The 20074-nt window shown below is 63.5% G+C and carries 14 protein-coding genes; 9 read left to right on the top strand and 5 right to left on the bottom strand.

Annotated features, from left to right (window positions below; translation table 11 throughout):
- Nucleotides 1-429: 429 nt before the first annotated feature.
- Nucleotides 430-681: a hypothetical protein gene (locus tag SH809_15505; GenBank protein MDZ4701115.1), complete on the bottom strand. Its 252-nt coding sequence runs from the start codon at nucleotides 679-681 to the stop codon at nucleotides 430-432.
- A 223-nt stretch (nucleotides 682-904) separates the two neighbouring features.
- Nucleotides 905-3448, bottom strand: coding sequence for a zinc-dependent metalloprotease (locus SH809_15500; GenBank protein MDZ4701114.1), 2544 nt, complete (start codon nucleotides 3446-3448; stop codon nucleotides 905-907).
- 406 nt (nucleotides 3449-3854) lie between these two features.
- Between SH809_15500 and SH809_15495 the strand changes: the two genes are divergently transcribed.
- The 7 genes from SH809_15495 (at nucleotide 3855) to SH809_15465 (ending at nucleotide 13291) form a co-directional block, all read left to right on the top strand.
- Nucleotides 3855-5171: a T9SS type A sorting domain-containing protein gene (locus SH809_15495; GenBank protein ID MDZ4701113.1), complete on the top strand. Its 1317-nt coding sequence runs from the start codon at nucleotides 3855-3857 to the stop codon at nucleotides 5169-5171.
- Between the two features lie 569 nt (nucleotides 5172-5740).
- Nucleotides 5741-7222 (top strand): F0F1 ATP synthase subunit beta, encoded by a 1482-nt coding sequence (atpD, locus tag SH809_15490; protein ID MDZ4701112.1) that lies wholly within the window; start codon nucleotides 5741-5743, stop codon nucleotides 7220-7222.
- 119 nt (nucleotides 7223-7341) lie between these two features.
- Nucleotides 7342-7758, top strand: coding sequence for an ATP synthase F1 subunit epsilon (atpC, locus tag SH809_15485; GenBank protein ID MDZ4701111.1), 417 nt, complete (start codon nucleotides 7342-7344; stop codon nucleotides 7756-7758).
- A 12-nt stretch (nucleotides 7759-7770) separates the two neighbouring features.
- Nucleotides 7771-8955, top strand: a complete 1185-nt coding sequence (locus SH809_15480) for an alanine racemase (GenBank protein ID MDZ4701110.1) — start codon at nucleotides 7771-7773, stop codon at nucleotides 8953-8955.
- Nucleotides 8956-9170: 215 nt separating this feature from the next.
- Nucleotides 9171-9605, top strand: coding sequence for a hypothetical protein (locus SH809_15475; GenBank protein ID MDZ4701109.1), 435 nt, complete (start codon nucleotides 9171-9173; stop codon nucleotides 9603-9605).
- A 131-nt stretch (nucleotides 9606-9736) separates the two neighbouring features.
- Nucleotides 9737-10528 carry a PhzF family phenazine biosynthesis protein gene (locus SH809_15470; protein MDZ4701108.1) on the top strand — a complete coding sequence of 264 codons (792 nt, stop codon included), beginning with the start codon at nucleotides 9737-9739 and terminating at the stop codon, nucleotides 10526-10528.
- Nucleotides 10529-10687: 159 nt separating this feature from the next.
- The gene (locus SH809_15465; GenBank protein ID MDZ4701107.1) at nucleotides 10688-13291 is read left to right on the top strand and encodes a DUF5916 domain-containing protein; all 2604 of its coding nucleotides are present in this window, start codon (nucleotides 10688-10690) and stop codon (nucleotides 13289-13291) included.
- Nucleotides 13292-13301: 10 nt separating this feature from the next.
- Here the strand turns inward: SH809_15465 and thiL are convergent, their stop codons facing one another.
- Nucleotides 13302-14363, bottom strand: coding sequence for a thiamine-phosphate kinase (thiL, locus tag SH809_15460; GenBank protein ID MDZ4701106.1), 1062 nt, complete (start codon nucleotides 14361-14363; stop codon nucleotides 13302-13304).
- A gap of 182 nt (nucleotides 14364-14545) precedes the next feature.
- Here thiL and SH809_15455 point away from each other — a divergent pair, with 182 nt between their 5' ends.
- A complete protein-coding gene (locus SH809_15455) occupies nucleotides 14546-17551 on the top strand; it encodes a T9SS type A sorting domain-containing protein (GenBank protein ID MDZ4701105.1) in 3006 nt (1001 codons plus the stop codon).
- Nucleotides 17552-17826: 275 nt separating this feature from the next.
- The gene (locus tag SH809_15450; GenBank protein MDZ4701104.1) at nucleotides 17827-18282 is read left to right on the top strand and encodes a hypothetical protein; all 456 of its coding nucleotides are present in this window, start codon (nucleotides 17827-17829) and stop codon (nucleotides 18280-18282) included.
- 58 nt (nucleotides 18283-18340) lie between these two features.
- Here the strand turns inward: SH809_15450 and SH809_15445 are convergent, their stop codons facing one another.
- Together SH809_15445 and SH809_15440 are read right to left on the bottom strand one after the other, a co-directional pair.
- Nucleotides 18341-19513 (bottom strand): anhydro-N-acetylmuramic acid kinase, encoded by a 1173-nt coding sequence (locus SH809_15445; GenBank protein ID MDZ4701103.1) that lies wholly within the window; start codon nucleotides 19511-19513, stop codon nucleotides 18341-18343.
- Nucleotides 19514-19522: 9 nt separating this feature from the next.
- Nucleotides 19523-20074 (bottom strand): hypothetical protein (locus SH809_15440; protein ID MDZ4701102.1); only part of this gene is annotated, 552 nt, incomplete at its 5' end.

Here is a 20074-nt window from a genome sequence, read left to right as displayed (position 1 = left end):
CGTGTAACCCGGCGCCACCGCACGTCCGCCGGTCCCTCTCGCGCCGTGTAACCCGGCGTCCCGCCGCGATCGCCTCTTCCCGCGCCGTGTAACCCGGCGTGACCGCACGTCCGTCTCTCCCCCCGCGCGGTCTCCCGCGTCACCCCGACAAATACCGCCATCAGGGCCGTTTCAAGAACGGGGTGGCTTTCGTCAAACCAGCAACACCGACCCACCTGACGAGATACATCCCGGCCGGCCAGTCCGAAATATCCAGCTCGTAAGTCGCCTCAACGCCAGGCTCGACGAGGAAATGACGATCAACGCGTCGGTCCAGCACATCGAACACCTCAAGCCGGGTAGCCGCGCCGAGGGGTGCTGTGTAGCCGATCGTGACAGTGGACGTGGCGGGATTGGGATAGATCGAAACGATCCGAGTCGAAGTGGGCGCTATCTCGTCGACTCGAAGCCTTCGACGATATACTTGAAATACTGCTTCCCATCGACCAGGGTATCCGCAATGATCCGATGACGCTGATACGAGGGAATAGCGGAATGAAAATCCGTTTCGACGTACTGCCACTCGTTGCCCACGCCGAGCGGGAAATACCGCCGGTTGTCGAGGGTGTCGGGGATGACCTGGGCGTGGGCGGCGGCGCAGGCCATCAGGGTCAAGCTTACTAGTAGCTGGAATTTGGGCATGGCGGCCGTTGATAACATCTTATGTAGAGACGTTACGCATACCACACGTCGATTCACGCGTCGCAGCGCGACTCGGTATAATAGCCCCCGTCCTTCAGGTCGGGGGCACGTTCCGATTAACAGAGAAATTCTTTTAGAGTAGACCGCCCGAACGATCGGGAGGTCGTTCGACACGGTCCGATTTCATCGGACCGGCTCGCGATGACCAAGGAAAGGGCAGCGTTCACTCCTGCCCACACCACACCTCCGCCGGCGCCCAGTTCTCCAGCAGCGCCTCCCGCCGGCGCACGCGATCCAGAAAGCCGCCTTGCCCGATGGGGGAGCCCGGGGGTGTCTCGAGCTCCGGGTGTTGCTCCATTTCCTCGTACTTCCGGGTCATGAGCCGCCCGATGTCGTCGTAGACGAGGTCGCGGTGGGCGATGGTTTCGGGGTCGCGGCCGCGGTTTTGTCCCAGCCAGACCTGGATCTCCCGCAGATGCAGCAGCGTCCGGGCGCGGACAGGGTAAGGAGCGTTCGGATTCACGGCCAGGCCCATCAGGGCGTCCGTCCACACCTGCTGCACGAGGCGTTGCAGTTCGGCGTCATAGCCGTCGCGGGCGGTGGTGACGTCCCACACGGTGTCGAACACGCGGGTGAGGACGTCGCGGAGCTCAGGGAGGGCGTCGTCGAAGTCGTTCTGATAGACGAGGCGCGCCGCGCGTTCGGGGTGGAGGATCAGCCCAAAAACCAGCGCGGCGACGGCCTCCGCCGGCGCGTACGGATCAAACATCAGCCCGGTATGGCCGTCGAACAGTTCGCGGTGCGCCGAAAAGCCCGGCGGGCGAGGCGGCAGCTGGGTGCGGAGGTTCTCGGGGAGGCGGAGGGCCGAAGGGAGGACGGTTTTTAAGAGCCCATCCAGCGCATCCTCCTGGCGCATGCCCGGGATAGCTTCCGGCAGGCTCTGCGTGTCGCCGCGGAGGGCGTAGCTGTAATCGACCCCACCGATGAGTTTGGCGACGGCCTCGACCTGGTACCGGTGCCAGAGGTAGATGGGCACAAGCGCCTCTTCGAGTTCGGCCAGCGGCCGGCCGGCGCGGACGTTGCCGAGTCCAAACCGCGAGAGGGCCCGGGCGCGGACCTGCAGGTCGTGCTCGAGGGTCAGGGTAGGGTCCGCCCCGTTGTCCCACAGGTGCGCCCCCGGGTGGGCGCCGCCCGGCGCACGGGCGTCGGTGTCGGCGATATATTTCAGACCGGCGTCCGCGGCGTCGTCCAGGATGCGGTTCAGCGCGGCGCGTTCGTCGGCGCCGGCGGGGAATTGGGCATAGCTGTACCGGATAGACACGATGTCCCAGGCGCCGATCCCCACCCCGTAGGCCTCGTCCAGCGTCATCTCCCCGTCGGACGTGAAGCGGACGACCGGCGCGGGGTAGTCCATCACCGACGCCCGGTCGTTCACCGACGACGCGAAGTTGTGCATCAGCCCCAGCGTGTGGCCCACCTCGTGGGCCGAGAGCTGGCGGAGGCGGGCGAGGGCCATGGCGAGCATCGGGTCCGATTCAGGGGGGAGGCCATCGCCGTTTTCATAGGGCGAGAGCAGGCCGGCGGCGAGGAGATAGTCCTGCCGCACGCGCAGCGACCCGAGGCTCACGATCCCCTTGAGGATCTCGCCGGTGCGCGGGTCGACGACGCTGCGACCGTAGCTCCAGCCCCGCGTCGAGCGGTGGATCCACTGGATGACGTTGTAGCGGAGGTCCATCGCGTCGGCCGTGTCGGGCAGCATCTCCACGCGGTAGGCGTTCCGGAAGCCGGCCGCCTCAAACGCCTCTTCCCACCAACGCGCGCCGTCGAGCAGCGCGCTTCGGATGGGCTCGGGCGTGCCGGGGTCCAGGTAATAGACGATGGGCTCGACGGCGTCGCTGATGTCGGCGTTCGGATCCACCTTTTCGAGCCGGTGACGCGCGACATACCGCTGCTCCTTCGGCTCGGAGACCGGTGTCGCGTAGTCGACGAATTCGATCCCGTAGCTGCCCGAGCGCGGGTCGTAGGCGCGGGGCGTGTAGGCGCCGAGTTCGGGGAGGCGGACAAACGACTGCCGCATGCGGAGGGTGACGGCGTACGGGTCGGCGGCGACGTCGCGGACGTACCGGCCCGGGTTGTCGGACAGAAACGTGAGCTGCGCCTCCAACTCCGTGTTCTCCGGGAAGGCTTTCGTGCGATCCAGGTAGACGGCGCTGCGCGACGCTTCCAACAGGAAGGCGCCCTGGTTCTGGCCGCTCAGCGTCCGCGTCACCGCCATCGCATCGCGGAGGACAAACGGCGTGACATCCACCAGCACCCGGTCGCCGGTTTGGGCGGCGGCCGTGAATCCCCAGGCGATGCTCGTCGCGAATGCATCCGCAACGGCCTGCCGTTCGGCGGCGTTGTCTGTAATAGCGCGGAACTGGAGGTTGGGGGCTTCCATCAGCACCTTCGGGCCGACGCGGGTGAAGCGGACGACCTGTTCGTTGCCCACCAGCCCCCGGTCGAGCCCGATGTCGTTTGATCCCAGGCCGGCCGGCAGCGACGTCACGTAGAGCAGATCCTGGTTCCAGATCCCAATCTCCATCCACAATTCCCCTTTATCCGCATCCCAGTACAGCGGGAGGAAGCCGGCCTGGCGGACGAATCCGGCGGTTTTGGTTTCGATCGTGGGGAGATCGTCGGCCCACGCAGCGAGCGGGAATAGCAGGAGGAGCAGAAGCCAGCAGGTAGATAGACAGGCTGTGACGTGAGCGGTGCGGGCGCGCATGATGGGATGGCGGATGAGGATGGATATGGCATGCCAAGATACGCCGCCCGCATCGCCGGCTCCACCGCCTCGTCCGATTACCTTTGGTTACCCCTCGTTTCCTTTTGGCGCCGGTTCGGCGCGATCGGGGCGGGTAGATCCGGGTCGTGCCGGAGGGCCTCGGCCGCGATTCCGCTTCCTTAAGCGGCTTTTCGGCGGTAGAAGGCGCCTCCACGCGGGTCATTGAGAAACGCCGTGGCCATTCTGGCCTGCTTCTCGCCTCTGGCAGATCACCACCTATCCCGGTAGCAGCTGAACTTCCACCCTCCGTTTCACCCGCCACCGGCTTCCGATTTTCGAACCATCCGGATCCTGTATGTTACGGATTTCGAGGCGACTCGCGGCGATACCAATCGCCCTTCTCCTTTTGATTGCGGCATCGATCACCCCATCGGTAGCTCGGCCGGCACGGGCCCAGCAGGCGACCACCCTCACGCTCACCCCCGCCTCGGCGAGTCCGGGTCAGGTATTTGATGTGGATGTCGTCGCCAGCGACCTTACGGGCCTCAATGTCACGGCCTTTAACATCGCCCTCACCTACGATGCCGCTAAGTTGACCCTGCAAAGCATCGCACTGGACGGAACCTTGAGCGGGCCGGACCACGCCGGCATGACGCTCGTTTACAACAACGACACGCCTGGCGCCGTCTCCATCGTAGCCGCCGGCGTGAAGGCCGTAGTCGGCGCTGGCGCCATCGCCCGGCTGCGTTTTGTGGCCGGCGCCACGTTGGGTGCCACGAACGTCGCCTTCGGCAGCATCATGCTCAATGAAGGCACGCCGACGGCGACCGGGACGTCTGGAACCGTGACGATCCGGCCCATTCTGTTCGGGGACGCGACGCAGAACGGCGCGGTGACCGCGTACGACGCGGCTCGGATCCTCCAGCACGCCTCCGAAACCAATGTGCTCGCCGGCGCGGGCCTGGAGGCATCCGACGTATCGGCCAACGGCAGCGTATCCGCTTTCGATGGGGCGATGGTGCTTCAGCTGGTCGCCGGCTATACCGACTGTTTCCCGGCCGAAGCCGGCTGTGCCACCGAAAAGCAGCGCGAAGCCGCCGCGATCGGCCTGGCTTGGGGCCGGCCGGTGGAGCGGAATGGCGAAACCCATGTCGCCCTGATGGGCGCCGCGCCGTCGGGCGTCGTTCGGTCGCTTACGGTAGATCTCCCGCCGTCCGATGCGGCCCCGATCGGCCTCGTCGAGGGCGGCGGGCAGGGCGTCAGCGCGGCGTTTCGTGGCTCCGCGTACGGCGCTCGGATCGTCCTCGCCTCTCCCCGTGGTCTGGGGGCAGACACGCTGGCGGTAGTGCGGTTCGCTGGCCGGCCGGCGCTGGAAAACACGCCGGCGCAGCTTCAGATCAACGAGCAGGCGGCCTCTTCGGTCGCCATCGTCGCGGCAGAGACGCCGGCAGCGACGCCGGCAGCGTTCCAACTGGCGCAGAACTATCCGAACCCCTTTAATCCTTCCACCCGAATCCAGTACGCGGTGTCCGAGACCGCTCCCGTTCGGCTGGCCGTGTACGATCTCCTCGGCCGCGAAGTGCGCGTGCTTGTTGATGCCCCCGTGGCGGCCGGCGTCTACACCGTCACCTTCGATGCCGCGTCGTTGCCCAGCGGCGCCTACTTCTACCGAATCCAGGCCGGCGACTTCACCGAAACACGCCGGATGGTGTTGTTGAAGTAACCGACGGTACGCGCGGCCTGTAGGGAGACACGAAGTTACGTGTCTCTACGGGTTGGGAACCTGGATTATGGACGGTTTCTGACGGTCGCTACGTCACGCGCTTAAATAACTCCGTTTTCACCTCCCCCTGAGCACATCCCAGACCCTGACCAGGCAACATGCAGGAGCCGCACCCCATCCCATCTGGTGTGGCTCCTGCTGTTTTTGTTTCGGTTTCGAAAAAATTTCCAACTCCTCAGAGATCCAATCGGGCAGGAACGAGTAGGAGGAAACGCATTGTTTTTCGCGCTCTTTATTCATGTTGCTGACAGTTCGCACGTCCAGCGAGGAGGCGGGTCGCCCGCGGCGCCCGCCGTTCGTACAGGGGGAGACCCGAGTCGGTTGTTCTGGCCGTTATCCAGGTCGCATTTCCAGAGAGCCGGCAGCTCCCCGCTGGCAGGATCTCGATAGCCGATCCTGCTGGCCGAATGCTACCGCCCTCCCGGCGTCGTAAACGGATCGACGCGTGCTGCGATCGTGCGTGCTGTGTCAGTCATAGAAGTCTGTTCCAGATGGAAGCTACCGCTACCTTGACCCCGGGACGCATCGTCCAGATCATCGGCCCCGTTGTGGACGTCGAATTTCCCGCAGACGCCGTTCCGGATATTCTGGACGCCCTCACGATCGACCGCGGCGACGCCGGCCTGCTTGTGCTCGAAGTGCAGCAGCACCTGGGCGAGAATCGGGTCCGTACGATCGCGATGGACTCGACGGACGGCCTCACCCGGGGCGCGAAGGTGAACAACTCTGGTCAGCCCATCTCGATGCCGATCGGCGACGAGATCCGCGGCCGGCTCTTCAATGTGGTCGGTCAGGCGATCGACGGCATCGCGCAGCCGAAGGTGACGGAGCGCCGGCCCATCCACATGCCGCCTCCGCCATTCGACCAGCTGGCGGCCGCGACGGAGATGCTCGAGACGGGCATCAAAGTGGTGGATCTCCTGGAGCCCTATGCACGCGGCGGCAAGATCGGCCTCTTCGGCGGCGCCGGCGTGGGTAAGACGGTGCTCATCATGGAGCTCATCAACAACATCGCCAAGGCGCACGACGGTCTGTCCGTATTCGCCGGCGTCGGCGAGCGCACGCGCGAGGGCAACGACCTCCTCCGCGAAATGCTCGAGAGCCGCGTGGTGGATTACGGCGATGCCTTCAACCATGCGATGGAGAAGGGTGAGTGGGATCTGACGAAGGTGGATCTCGAGGCCACGAAAAACTCCAGCCTTGCCCTTGTGTTCGGCCAGATGAACGAGCCCCCCGGAGCCCGCGCCCGCGTGGCCCTTTCGGGGCTGACGATCGCCGAGTACTTCCGCGACCTCGGCGGCCGCGACGTGCTCTTCTTCATCGACAACATCTTCCGCTTCACCCAGGCCGGCTCCGAAGTGTCGGCCCTCCTCGGCCGCATGCCGAGCGCCGTGGGCTACCAGCCGACGCTCGCCACGGAGATGGGTGAAATGCAGGAACGTATCACCTCGACGCGGTCCGGCTCGATCACCTCGGTGCAGGCCGTCTACGTGCCAGCGGACGACCTCACGGACCCCGCGCCGGCGACGACCTTCGCCCACCTCGACGCCACGTCGGTGCTATCCCGCCAGATCGCGTCGCTGGGCATCTACCCGGCCATTGACCCGCTGGACTCCACGAGCCGCATCCTGGACCCCCGCATCATCGGCGAGGACCACTACAACACGGCGCAGGAGGTCAAGCAGCTGCTCCAGCGCTACAAGGAACTGCAGGACATCATCGCCATCCTCGGCATGGACGAACTCAGCGACGACGACAAGCTCGTGGTGGGCCGCGCCCGCCGCGCCCAGCGCTACATGTCGCAGCCGTTCTTCGTCGCCCAGCAGTTCACGGGCTTCCCCGGCAAATACGTCAAGATCGACGACACCATCCGCGGGTTCAAGATGATCCTCAAGGGCGAACTCGATCACTACCCCGAAGGGGCCTTCGCCTACAAAGGCGCCATCGAGGAAGTCATCGCCGCCGGCGAGAAGATGCTCAGCGAGGGCTGAATGGTTGCAGGTTGGCAAGTTACAGGTTACAGGTTTCTCGATAGTGGAGAATCTTGCCAATCTGCAACCCGCCAACCTGCCAACCTGCAACCTGCCAACCTGCAACCTGCCCACCAACCATGCCATCATTCTACGTCGATATCGTCTCCCCCAGCGGCAGTATTTTTCGCGGCGAGGCGGAGCGGGTGCGGGCGCCGGGCGTGGCGGGCACGTTCGAGGTGCTCCACAACCACGCGCCGATGATCGCGGCCATAGACATCGGGCCGCTCTACGTCACTACGCCGGGTGGTGAACGCATCGCGTTTGCCACGACGGGCGGGTTTGTCGAAGTGCTCAATAATACCGTCACGATTCTCGCCGAAGCGGCGGAGCCGGCGTCATCGATCGACATCGAACGGGCAAAGGCCTCCGAGGCCCGCGCGCTGGCGCTCCTCACCTCCGGCACCGAAGCCGACAAAGAGCGTGCAAAACGTGCCCTGGAACGCGCTCGCCTGCGGGTGAGCATGGGGCAAGTAGGCACGTCCCGGCGCTCGTAATCCCCTACAGCCATGCATCTCGATGACCTGCCGTCGCCGGCGATTCTGATTGAGGATCGCCGCCTGGACGCGAACCTGCGCCGCATGCAGGCAAAGGCCCGGGGACAGCAGGTCGCCCTCCGGCCGCACACCAAAACGCACAAATCGATCCGCCTCGCCCGGCGCCAGCGCGACCTCGGCGCGAGCGGCATCACGGTGGCAAAGGTGGGCGAGGCCGAGGTGTTCGCCGAGGCCGGCTTCGAGGACATCCGTGTTGCCTATACCCCCGTCAGCGACCGCGACTTCGCCCGCCTGCTGGTCCTCATGGAGCGCGCCCGCATTACGTTCTGCGTGGACACCGACGAAGGCGCCGATGCCGCATCGTCCTTTTTTGCCCGCCACGGGCGCCCGGCGGAGGTGCTCATCGAGGTGGATTGTGGCTACGGCCGCTGCGGCGTGCCCTGGGACCATCCGCGCGCCGTCACCTTCGCGCAACGGGTGAGCCGCCTGCCCGGGCTGCGCCTCGGCGGCATCCTCACGCACGCCGGCCACGGCTACCAGGGCCCTAAAATTACCGAATCCCCCGAGGAGGCGCTCCGCCGCGTGAGCGCCGAAGAACGGGATCGGATGCTAGATTACGCCGGCCGCCTCTACCAGCTCGGGCTCATCGACCCCAACGCGGACGCCGCCGGCGCCGGCCGCTTCGAGATCAGCATCGGCTCGACGCCGACCATGCGATACTTCGAGAACCGAGTCGACCTGGGCTTCACCGTCACCGAAATCCGCCCGGGCAACTACCTCTTCAACGACGCCATCCAGGTGGGCCTCGGCGTGGCCAACCTCGCCGAGTGTGCGTTGACGGTGCAGGCTACTGTCATTAGCCGGCACCGGGACAAAACCGGCGCCGATAAGCTGTTTCTGGACGCTGGCAAGAAGGTGTTTACGTCGGACACCGGCTACAACACCCAGGGCCACGGCATCCTGCTGTATAACGCCCGGATGATGCAATCCCTGCCCCACGCGCAACTCGTCGCGCTGTCGGAAGAACACGGCTGGGTCCGCGTACCCGGTGGGGCGACGCTGGACATCGGCGCCCGCGTGCGCGTCGTCCCAAACCATGCCTGCGTCGTCGTTAATAATTTCGACGCGATGTACCTCGTCGAGGGCGACGAGGTGCTGGAAGAAATCAAGGTGGATGCGCGGGGCAGGGTGAATTGAGGCCGGTCAACCGCGTCAGGCCGTAGGTCGGGTTAGGCCCCCATCAGGGGCCGTAACCCGACGCCAGCGGCATTCGTTTGGAATAGCACCCGTAGGTCGGGTTAGGCCCCCATCAGGGGCCGTAACCCGACGCCCGGTGCAATTTTTGCACTCGCCAGGAATGGCAGCCAGCGCGATGGGGTCTAAGGGTTTTCTCCTGCATACCGGTTACGAGCATGCATCGATTATTGAGTGTCATTCTGGCCATTTCCCTGGCGGCCTGCTCGGCTTCGGTCGGCGCGAACGACGAAGTGGACGACGCGCGGATCCAACAACGCGACGCAGACGATGTCCAGCAAGACCCCTATGCCACGGACACCACCTTCGTCCGGGGCGATTCGTTGATCGTGAAGGTGGGTTACAGCGGCGGCTGCCAAAATCACTTCTTTAGGATCGTCAGCGAAGTATCCCCCATCGCCTCTCCGTTGCCGGCCTACGACCTGATGCTGATCCACGACGCTAACGGGGACTCTTGCGAGGCCTACATCCAGGAAGAACGATCGTTCGATCTGGTGCCCCTCAGGACGTCTGCCTCAGGCATAATGCGGCTGTTTCTGACGGTCTACGGGTCCGACACGCCACTGACGCCGGCGCTAGAGTACCGGTATTGAGTTCTGTGGGTACCTCTTCGGAATGAGTGGTGTTATGGGGCAAGTACGCGTATCTTCTACTCGCCGCCCATTTCCCGCCTCATCCTTTGTGCGAGCACGTTCTTGTTTCGCACGTTGCCCATTGCACTCCCATGACGCTTTTCCAGGTCGACGCCTTCACCGACACCCCATTCAGAGGCAACCCCGCCGGCGTATGCATCCTTGAACAGCCGGCCGATGAGGCCTGGATGCAGGAGGTCGCCTGCGAGATGAATCTCGCCGAAACTGCTTTTCTCACCAAGGAAGTAGATGGCTACCGGCTCCGCTGGTTCACGCCCACAATGGAGGTCGACCTGTGCGGCCATGCGACGCTGGCCAGCGCGCATGTGTTATGGGAACGCGGTTTTCTTCCCGGCACCCGGGATGCGCGGTTTCACACGAAAAGTGGTTTGCTCAAGGCCGTCCGCCGGGGCGAGTTGATCGAGTTGGATTTTCCAACGGAGGCGCCGGCGCCTGTCAAGGCGCCTTCCGATCTGGCCCGAGCGCTCGGCGTGGAGCCGACGTACGTGGGCAAGAACCGGATGGATTACCTCGTCGAAATCGCCGACGCGAAGGCCCTTCGCAAGCTGGACCCCGATCTGACGGCGCTCCGCCGGATCCCCGGCCGTGGCTTTATCGTCACGGCCGCCAGCGACGACCCCAGGTACGACTTCATCTCCCGCTTTTTCGCGCCGGCCGCTGGCGTCGACGAGGACCCCGTCACGGGTTCGGCCCACTGCTGCCTGGGCCCCTACTGGGCCGAACGACTCGCGAAAACAGAGTTGAACGCCTACCAGGCCTCGCCACGCGGCGGGTCGCTGGTGGTGCGGGTGGCCGGCGATCGCACCTACCTGTTAGGCCGCGCCATTACGGTGATGAGCATCCGGCTGCTGACGACCGGGTGAGTTCGATTCCGACATCCCAATCGGTGTCGTTTGAAACGCTGTCGTGCTTTTCAGACCAGCGTCGGGATAAACGACCAGGCCTGCCCGTATCATCCTCTCGTTCAAACGTTACCGAGAACGCCGAGCGCATGCTGCGGCAATCACACCAGATGGAGGGCCATGATCACGCCAGTCAGGATCTTTGCGAAGACACTTCTTTTGTTCACGATCTCGTGTTTCACGATAGATGGCTTGTTCGCCTCGGGTCAATCCCGCGAGGGGTTACTTGGTGATCAGGTCCAGACGGATGCCCTGAACGCATTATTCGTCGACGATGCCATAACGCTCGACGGGATCCTGGATGATGAAGCCTGGAAAAAGGCCGCCGCCATCACCGATTTCAGGCAGTCCGACCCCATCGACGGCGCCCCGGCCACGCAACGATCAGAGGTGCGTGTCCTGTACGGTGCGAACAGTCTTTACGTGGGTGCTATCCTGTTGGACGATGAACCGGAAGCGATCGAGCGAGTGCTTGGCCGGCGCGACGACTTCAATAGGGCCGACTGGTTTGTGGTCTCCATCGATGCGTATTTCGACCGACGAACGGCCTATTCTTTCGGTGTTAATGCGGCCGGCGTGCAGTTCGATGCCATTCTCTCGGGAGCGAGGGGTAGAGGTCCCGGCGGCGGTGGGGGCAGTAACGCACCCAACGACATGGATCCGTCCTGGGATGCCATCTGGTACTCGGACGTCCGCATGACCGAACTCGGGTGGTCCGTCGAACTTCGCATTCCGTACAGCATGCTGCGCTTCGCCGACGTGCCGGCGCAGACGTGGGGCATCCACTTCATGCGCACCATCCCCCGCCTCGGAGAGGAGTCCGAATGGCCGCATGTGCCGCGCACGCAGCGCGGAAATCTGGTGGCGCAATTCGGCCGTCTCGAAGGCATCCAGAACGTGAAACCGCGGCGCAACATACAGGTCTCTCCGTACACCGTGAGCAGACTGGAAACCCGGGAAAGCGAAGAAAACCCGGGCCGTTCGAGCGGCACCGGACGTTTCGATGCCGGCGGCGACCTCAAGATCGGGTTCGGCCCGAACGTCACGCTCGACGCGACCATCAACCCGGATTTCGGACAGGTCGAGGCCGATCCGGCCGAGCTGAATCTTACAGCCTTCGAAACGTTCTTCCAGGAACGACGACCGTTTTTTGTGGAGGGCACTAACATCTACCAATTCGCCGCCGGCCCGGGCCAGCTCCTATATACCCGACGGATCGGGGCGGATGCTCCTATCATCGGCGCGACGAAGCTGTCCGGGCGCACCAATTCGGGACTCTCCTTCGGCGTGTTGGCCGCCGCCACCGGGGCGCGATTTAATCCCTCGGAAGGCTTTGGCGTCGTCCGGGCCAGTCAACAAATCGGTTCTTACTCATCGGCCGGCGGGATCCTGACCCTTTTTGATGCTTCCAACGTGGCCGGCGTCGATCACCTGCAAAGCCTTGCCGCGGGCGCCGACTGGGACCTCCGCATGCTGGACAACCGGTACGGGGTCGAGGGCTTTTTTGCGGTCACAAACAGAAATCTAAAAACGAGTTCGACCGATACGGAGACGGGCTTTGCCGGCAAGATCTGGGCGCGCAAGCGGCAGGGAGACTGGACGGGTTTTGCGGGATTCGATGTGTTTAGCGACACGTTTAATCCCAACGATGTCGGGCAACTCCGGGAGAATAACTTCCTCGCCCTGATCTCGAATGTGGAGCACAACCTGAGCGGCGGGCAGCCCTTCGGTCCCTTTAGCCGGGCCAACGCGGAGTTTTCGTTTATCCAGCAGTTTTCCTACGACGAAGGGCTCGACCTCGGGCAGGAAATCGAAGTACAGACCCGCTGGACGTTTCGCGGTTTTCAGGGATTTAATATCGGTGTCGAACTCGAAAATCTATCCGCCGGGTACGACATCTTCGAGACCCGTGGTCTGTTGCCCTGGGCCAGGCCCACCAGCTTCTCCACGGAAGCTGAATTCGAGACGGACACACGGCGTAACTGGGTGGTAGAACCGGGCATAGAAGGCCGGTTTTTCGACGACGGGGGCCGGGAAGTAGAAGTCGCCTTCGAAGGGACGTGGAACGCCGGCGCCCGCCTGTCCCTGTCGGGAGAACTACGCGGCGGCTGGGAAACGGACGTGACCGCCTGGTCGGCCAATGAAACCTTCCAGCGTACAGGCGGTGGCTGGCAGATCGGACGGGAAACGGCTCCGCCGGCGGACCTCTCCCCGAATGACTTCGTCCCGATCGACAATACGCCGCTCCTCGATGCCCTGTTTGCCGGCGTCGATCCGGTCTCCGCTGGGACCTACTACGTGTCGGTTTTCGGCGCCCGAGATACGCGCTCGGCCGACTTCACGCTGCGGAGTACCGTCACCCTCACGCCCAAGCTGTCCCTTCAGGTGTACAGCCAGCTGTTCGCGGCCCGTGGACGGTATGATCGTTTCCAGATACAGCAAGATCGAGACCGCCTGGCCGCGTACGATGCGTACCCGAAGCGCGATGAATTTGCCTTCAGCAGTCTGCAATCAAACGTGGTGCTCCGCTGGGAGTACCGCCCGGGTTCGTCGCTTTTCCTGGTCTGGACCCATGGCCGCAGCGCGGAGGACATGCTGAATCCCCTGGCTCCCTGGAACCGCTCTCCCTACGACCGGTCCCTCAACGATCAATTCAACACCACCTTCGATATCTTCCCCGAGAACGTGTTCTTGATCAAGTTGAATTACACGTTCCTGTACTGATGCCTGATCGTCACCCCCCTTCGCTGCTCCCCCCAAAGTGCTTGTACCCCCGGTTTTCGAGCGGGATGACGGCGCCTTCAGGAGTCTGGATGCTGACGCCTTCGGAGGCTTCGGTGATAGCGCCGATGGCGGTGTAGGTGGCGGGGTCCATCTTCGTGAGGGTGTCCGGCGGCATGGTGAACAGGAGTTCGTAGTCCTCGCCGCCGTACAGGGCGTAGGTGTCCGCGTCCTGGGCGAAGTGGGTGGCGGCGCGGCGCGTTTCGGCGTGGATGGGTAGGGTCGAGGCGTCGAGCAGGGCGCCGACGGCGCTGTTCCGGCAGATATGCTGGATTTCCGAGGCGAGGCCGTCCGAGATGTCGATGAGGGCGTTCGGCCGGATGCCGGCACTGTGCCAGGCGCGCACCACGCCGAGGCGGGCGGTGGGCGTGAGCTGCCGGCGGATGACGTAGGTGTAGTCTTTTAGATCGGGCCGGTATTCGTCGCCCGCGCGCTGGAGCTGGGCGCGTTCCGCGAGCAGGACGCGCAGGCCGGCGAAGGCCGCCCCGAGGTCGCCGGTGACGCATAACACATCGCCAACTTGCGCTCCGCTGCGATAGGCGATCCGGTCTTCATCGGCCTCCCCGATCACCGTCACCGAGATCATCAGCTTCTGCGAGGCGGTGGTATCCCCTCCGATCAGGCTCAGGCCGTACGCCTCGCAAGCCGTCCTCATCCCCGCATAAAACTCGTCGACCATCTCCACCGACACGTCGTGTGGCAGGCCGAGGGCGATGGTGGCGTACCGGGGCAGGGCGTTCATCGCGGCAATGTCGCTCACGTTGACGCCGATCGACTTCGCGCCGAGGTGGCGCATGGGGGAAAAGGTGCGGTCGAAGTGGACCGACTCGATGAGCGCGTCGGTCGTGACGACGTGTACGCGGCCGGCGCCGACGCGGTAGACGGCGGCGTCATCCCCGATCCCCTTGAGCAATTCAGGGTCGGCGGAATCGCCGAGAGCGGCCGCCATGCGGTCGATCAAACCGAACTCTCCGACGGAGGTTACGGGGGTAAAGGTGGGGTCGGTGGGCTGCATGGGATGGAATGAGGCGTTCCGGGTTCGGAGTTCCGGGTGGGGGTCGTTAGGCCCGATCAGGCGCACTTGTACACTCGAAGCGGGGCGTGTCGTTCCGATAGGGCAGTTCGACGTGGACGTCTTGGAATCCGGGCCTAACATCCTTTTATTTGAGACCTCTAACCGGACGCGATGCGTGTTTTATGATGGGATATAGAAAAAACGGGTTCTGGGCGCTCCCCCTGGTTTTTTTTGCCATCGGATGGGTACCGCCCGAGGATCGATCGGCTTCACCCGCCGGCCGGCCTGAGCTTGTATCCCAGATCGACGAGGGGCATCCGGCTGCCGTCGATGTGGCCGATTCGCTGGCGCTGGTGGCCTTTTTTAATGCTACCGACTGGCAGCAGTGGATCGTCGACACGAACTGGCTCACAAGGCCGGTTGCACTGTGGCACGGCGTCACGGTAGAGGACGGGCGGGTCACGCGGCTTGAGATCCCCGACAATAACATCAACTTCGCGATCGGGGTCACGACGTTTCCGCCGGAACTGGGCGATCTGGCGTTTCTAATGGTGCTTGATCTTCAGGGGAACGTGCTACGCGGCGAGCTGACGGATGTGATCTCGGGGCTCAGCCGGCTGGAAGAATTGCGTATCAACGGCAATCTATTCACCAGCATCCCCGACCTGAGCGCCTCCAACCCCGCGCTCCGTGTGGTTGATGTGGCGGATAACCTCCTTCCATTCGACTCCTTGCTGCCCAATGTGGGGCAGGGTTTTACGTTTGTGTATGCCCCCCAACGCCCCCTCGACCTGCTCGTCAGACGACAAAACGCGTTCTACGAAGGCTCGGAGGTCAACCTGGTTTCGGGGATTGCGGGGGAAGGGTATCGCTATCAATGGTATCTGGGCACGACCGCGTTGCCGGGAGCCCGGGACGCGACGTATACGATCCTCGAGTTGACTGAGGCGAACAACGGGCCGTATGTCCTCGAAGTGACACACGATCGGGCGCCCGATCTGACACTGCGCAGCAATGCCTACGGGGTCGGCGTCCTACAACAGGCCGAACTCCAGTGGTTGGATATCGGCGCCTATCACCATGCGTACACGGCATCGGGAGGATATCGAGAGGGTGCGGCTGGGATGGAGTATCCCGCCATTCTTCGTTATTCGGGGCACCTGAGAACAGGCGCTTTCTGGGTCGGGGTACGCGATTGGATCGATACGAGCGGGCGGGCGCACCCCTATTTTGTGGCGCGATTGGGAACGCGGGCCGGCGACCAAATCCCGGAATCGGCCCATACAACGAGTATCGCACATGCCCTCGTCGGGCGCTACGAGGACACGATCGTTGAAGTGAACGGGGTGCCTTCGTTCGAGAAAGACGCCCGTCTGGACGAGATCGACCCCGACCTGGCGGCGGATCGCATGGTCCACTCCGTCAGCCATCTATCGATGGGTATACAGGTCGACCGAAAAGCCTATGCCTTCACAAACGAATTCCACGACAACTATCATCTCGTCGATTATGCGTTCTGCAACACAGGAAACATGGACGCGGATGACGAGATCGAATTGCCGGGTCAAACTTTACGAGAGGTGTTCTTTTTTCATAGTTCCGCGTGGCGCACGGCCGAGCAGTCCGTGAATGGTGTGGATGCCGTGGGTGATCATCGCTGGGGACGTTTTACGGTCTATGATGTCGTGGGTGACGGCCACGAGCTTTATCCGGTAGATTTTACGGCACAGTACGCCTGGACGGGATGGGATTTCTTTTCCTCCGATATCTACGATGACCTCGGAAAGCCCCTGGTTGCGGCAGGAGCCTCTCCCTATAAAAACGCCCCCGGCGACCGAATTGGCCGCCTGGCCGCCGCTACCATGCCCGGGCGCGCCACACTCCATGCCGATCGCTCTCCCACCGATCCGTCTTACGATCGGGGCCAGCCCAGCGTCATGGCATACCTGGACAATGACGGTAACTTGAATTACGACAGGGAAACCCAGGCCGCCTATTATCGCCTGGGTATCGTCGGCCCGACGCTCGGGAACTCGGAATACGATTGTATCCCCTGCCGGCGCGTCTACCCCCACTTTGCGGATCGGAACCAGCCGGACGGTCAGTTCTGGAAATTTTCGCGCAGCTTCGAACTGACGGGTCGGATTGCCGGAGGGTATGCCGCAACCTCTGCGTACGGTCCCTACGACATGGGGCCCGGTGAATGCGTGAACATTACCGTCTCGGAGGGCGTTGCCGGGCTCAGCTTCGATGCCGCCACAAAGATCGGTCGCACCTATATAGCCGGCGGGAGAGCCCTGGACGACCAACCCCTCGCCTACGATGCCAATCGGGACGGCCGGATCGACTCGACCGCGTTTGACTACAGCCAGGTGTTTGTCGGAACCGAGTATCAGACCAAAAACCAGTGGGTGCTGAGCGCCCGCGACTCGTTGTTTCAGACGTTTTACCGGGCACGAGACGCCTTCGAAGCGAGCGACGGCATGACGATCTACCCCATCGCCGAGCCGCCGCGGGCGCCGACTCGATTCACCCTGACTAGCCGGCCACCGAACACCATCGATCTGGCATGGACGCCGGCGCCCGAAGGCCCGGCCGTGGAACGCTGGGAGGTGTACCGCACCAAAGGATGGGCGGACAACCTCTACGTCAACGGCTGCCTGGACGATGAATCGATCCCGTGCGGCTACGAACACATCGCGACCCTGCCGGCGGATGCCACGGCCTATTCCGACGCGGGACTCGATCCCGATGAGGCGTATTATTATTACCTCCAGGCCGTGGGCCAACCACAGCCTATCGATGCCGGGGCGATCCTGGGCGCGCCAGGGGGCGCCCCGCTCCGAAGCGGGCGGTACCTGACGCAGACCTATACGCCGATCTCGCCCTCCGCGCCGGCTTCTCCCCCTGGTGAAGGGCCCGAACAGGCCGTACTCCTGGGGCTGTTCCCGAATCCCTTTTCACAGACCACGACGTTTCGGTATCTGATTCCCCGGTCGACCGATGTGCACCTCGTGGTGTACGACGTGCTGGGACGGGAGGTCGAACTCCTGGTCGACGCCTTCCAGGACGCGGGCCTCCACGAGGTCGCCTTCCAATCGACCCGATCCCACGCCAGCGGGGTCTATTTCTACACGCTGCGGGCGGGTGAACGGGAGGAAATGGGCAAGATGGTATTGGTTCGGTAACACACCCTGTGAGGTATGCGCTTGAGCAAACAACTCGTTTATATCCTACTGGCCGGCCTGACGCTTTCCGCGTGCGACTCGGGGCCGGCGGACGACGGGAAGGTCACCGTGCAGTACGCGGTATCCTCCGAGACCGGAGCCAGTGCCTATATGATATACCTCGATGCGTTCGGCGAACTGCAGGGGAAGTGGTTCATGACGGCTGGGAGTATTCGTTTCGGACGGAGGAAGGTTCTCAGTTGTTGTATATCTGGACCAGGGATGTCGTAGGGGGCGTGATCGAAGCCAGCATCATCATCGATGGGGAGGTCTGGCGCCGCTACGAACATGCCTCCGACCCGAATGGCACGATGACGAATGAGTTTGGTACCGCGGCGTGGGGCCCTGATTCAGGAATTACATTAACGTATATCGTGGGGGGCCAACACCTTGGAGAAGCCGTGGTTTCAACGGATCTGGGTGTCAAGCGGTATGTGCCAGACGCCGAGTTATGGCGGGAGTTCGAGACATTGACCGTTTCGCAAGGGTTTCAGATATCGGTGCAATTGATGCGTGAACCAGTCGAGACGGTAGAGCCAGACGAAATGGCGTCGTGGCTCTGTGTTGAAGCGAATATTTTTGTGGAATTTGAGACCGTGGATCTGCCCATTCCATTGACTCTGGCGAAGGCCCGCCAATGTGGCGTGGTTCCGATTGCGATCTCCCTGACCGCGACGGTCCCGGGGTACTGAGCGGTTCTTGCTCGCCCGATCAGGAAGAGCAACGTATCAACGTTCAACGCCAAAACGCTCAACGCGACGGCAAACAGATCTTCCCGGCCAGCGCTGCTTTTGTAGCCCCGGTCACCCGCGGCATCCCGGTAGCGACGCGCTGCATCGTTTCGTGGCCCAGAACGGCGAAGCAGAGGGCCTCTTTGGCGTCGGCGTCCAGGCCGAACTGGTCGGTCGTGGACACCCGAACGGGAGCGAGGCGTTCCGTGAGGGCGGCCATCAACACCGGGTTGCGGACGCCGCCGCCGGAGGCGATGACGGCGTCGATCCGGAGCGACACGAAGCGTTCGATGGCGTCGGCGACGGCGGCGGCGGTGTAGGCGGTGACGGTGGCGAGGAGGTCTTCGGGGGAGCAGTCGCGGCCGGCTTGCGCCACGAACCAATCGACAAAAGTACGGCCATAATACTCGCGGCCAGTAGATTTTGGGGGGATCCTGGCCAGGTAGGGATCCGCGAGTAGCGTATCCAGCAGCTCCGCCCGAACCCGGCCGCCGGCGGCGATGCGTCCATCGTGGTCGAAGGCGCGGTCGAAGAATTGTCGCGCCAGAGCATCGATGAGCATATTCCCCGGACCCGTGTCGAAGGCGAACACCTCGGATGGCGGCGCCCCGGCCGGCAACACGGTGATGTTGGCGATCCCTCCGATATTCAGGAGGGCGCGGTGCTCCGCATCATCCCCGAAAAACACATAGTCGAAATACGGCACTAGCGGCGCGCCCTGGCCGCCGAGGGCCATGTCCGCCATCCGAAAATCCCCGACGACCGGCACGCCGAGCAGGTTGGCCAGCGTCGATCCGTCGCCAATCTGGAGGGTGGAGCGGGTAGGGACGCCGGCGCAGTCCTCGGCGTCCGGGACGTGGTGGACCGTCTGCCCGTGGAGGCCGATGAGGTCGAGGTCGGCCGGCTTCAGCTCCATGCGTTCCAGGGCGGTTCGGATGGCGGCGGCGTAGACGTGGGCGAGGCGGACGTTGAGTTGCGAGAGGTGGCGGACGGAGGAGGTTTCCGGGGCAGAGTTGGCGAGGAGGAGGTCGCGAAGAGGCGTCGGGTAGGGGATGCTGGAGAAGGCCGCCAGTTCGATCGTCATGCCGCGACCCGAACCGGCGAGCCGCGCGATGGCGACGTCGACGCCATCGAGGGAGGTGCCGCTCATGACGCCGGCGACGAGCCGGACGGGCGGTTGGGAATCCGGCATCGCGGTTGACTATTTGCTGTGGGCGCGGGTGCGGAGTTCGACGGCCTTCTGCGCGAAGACATCCGCCCGATCTGGCTTGAGGATAGCCAGCTTGTCGTACATCCGGGCGGCTTCGTCGTATTGTTTTTGCCCTTCGTAGATGCGGGCCAGGGTTTCGGAGACCATGTCGTCGACAGGGGCAGAGAGGCTGGGCCCTTCGATCGTTTCGTAATCCGGCCGCGGCACGATGCGGGCGGACTCGAGGTCGGCGATGAGGCGGTCCAGCTCTTCGTCGCCGGCGTCGGGCTCTCTTTGTGCGGCGGGCCCGTTGGCTGTCGCGCCCGGGGAAGAGGCCGCCATCTCGCCGGCGGCGATCGCTTCATCCTCGCTTAATTGTTCGGTCGCGTGTTCGGCAAATTGCTCGGAGACGTCGTCGGAAAAGTATTCGGTGACGTTGTCAGAGGATTGCTCGATTGCGTCCTCGGTCAATAACTCGGTGACGTTGTCGGAAAAGTAATTGGTGACGTTGTCGGAGGGTTGCTCGGTCGCCTGCTCGGTTAATTGTTCGGTCGCCTGCTCGGT

Source organism: Rhodothermales bacterium (genome assembly GCA_034439735.1).
Classification (GTDB): Bacteria; Bacteroidota; Rhodothermia; order Rhodothermales; family JAHQVL01; genus JAWKNW01.
The sequence above is the reverse complement of the archived record's forward strand: the minus strand, read 5'-3'. Positions and strand labels throughout refer to the sequence as shown.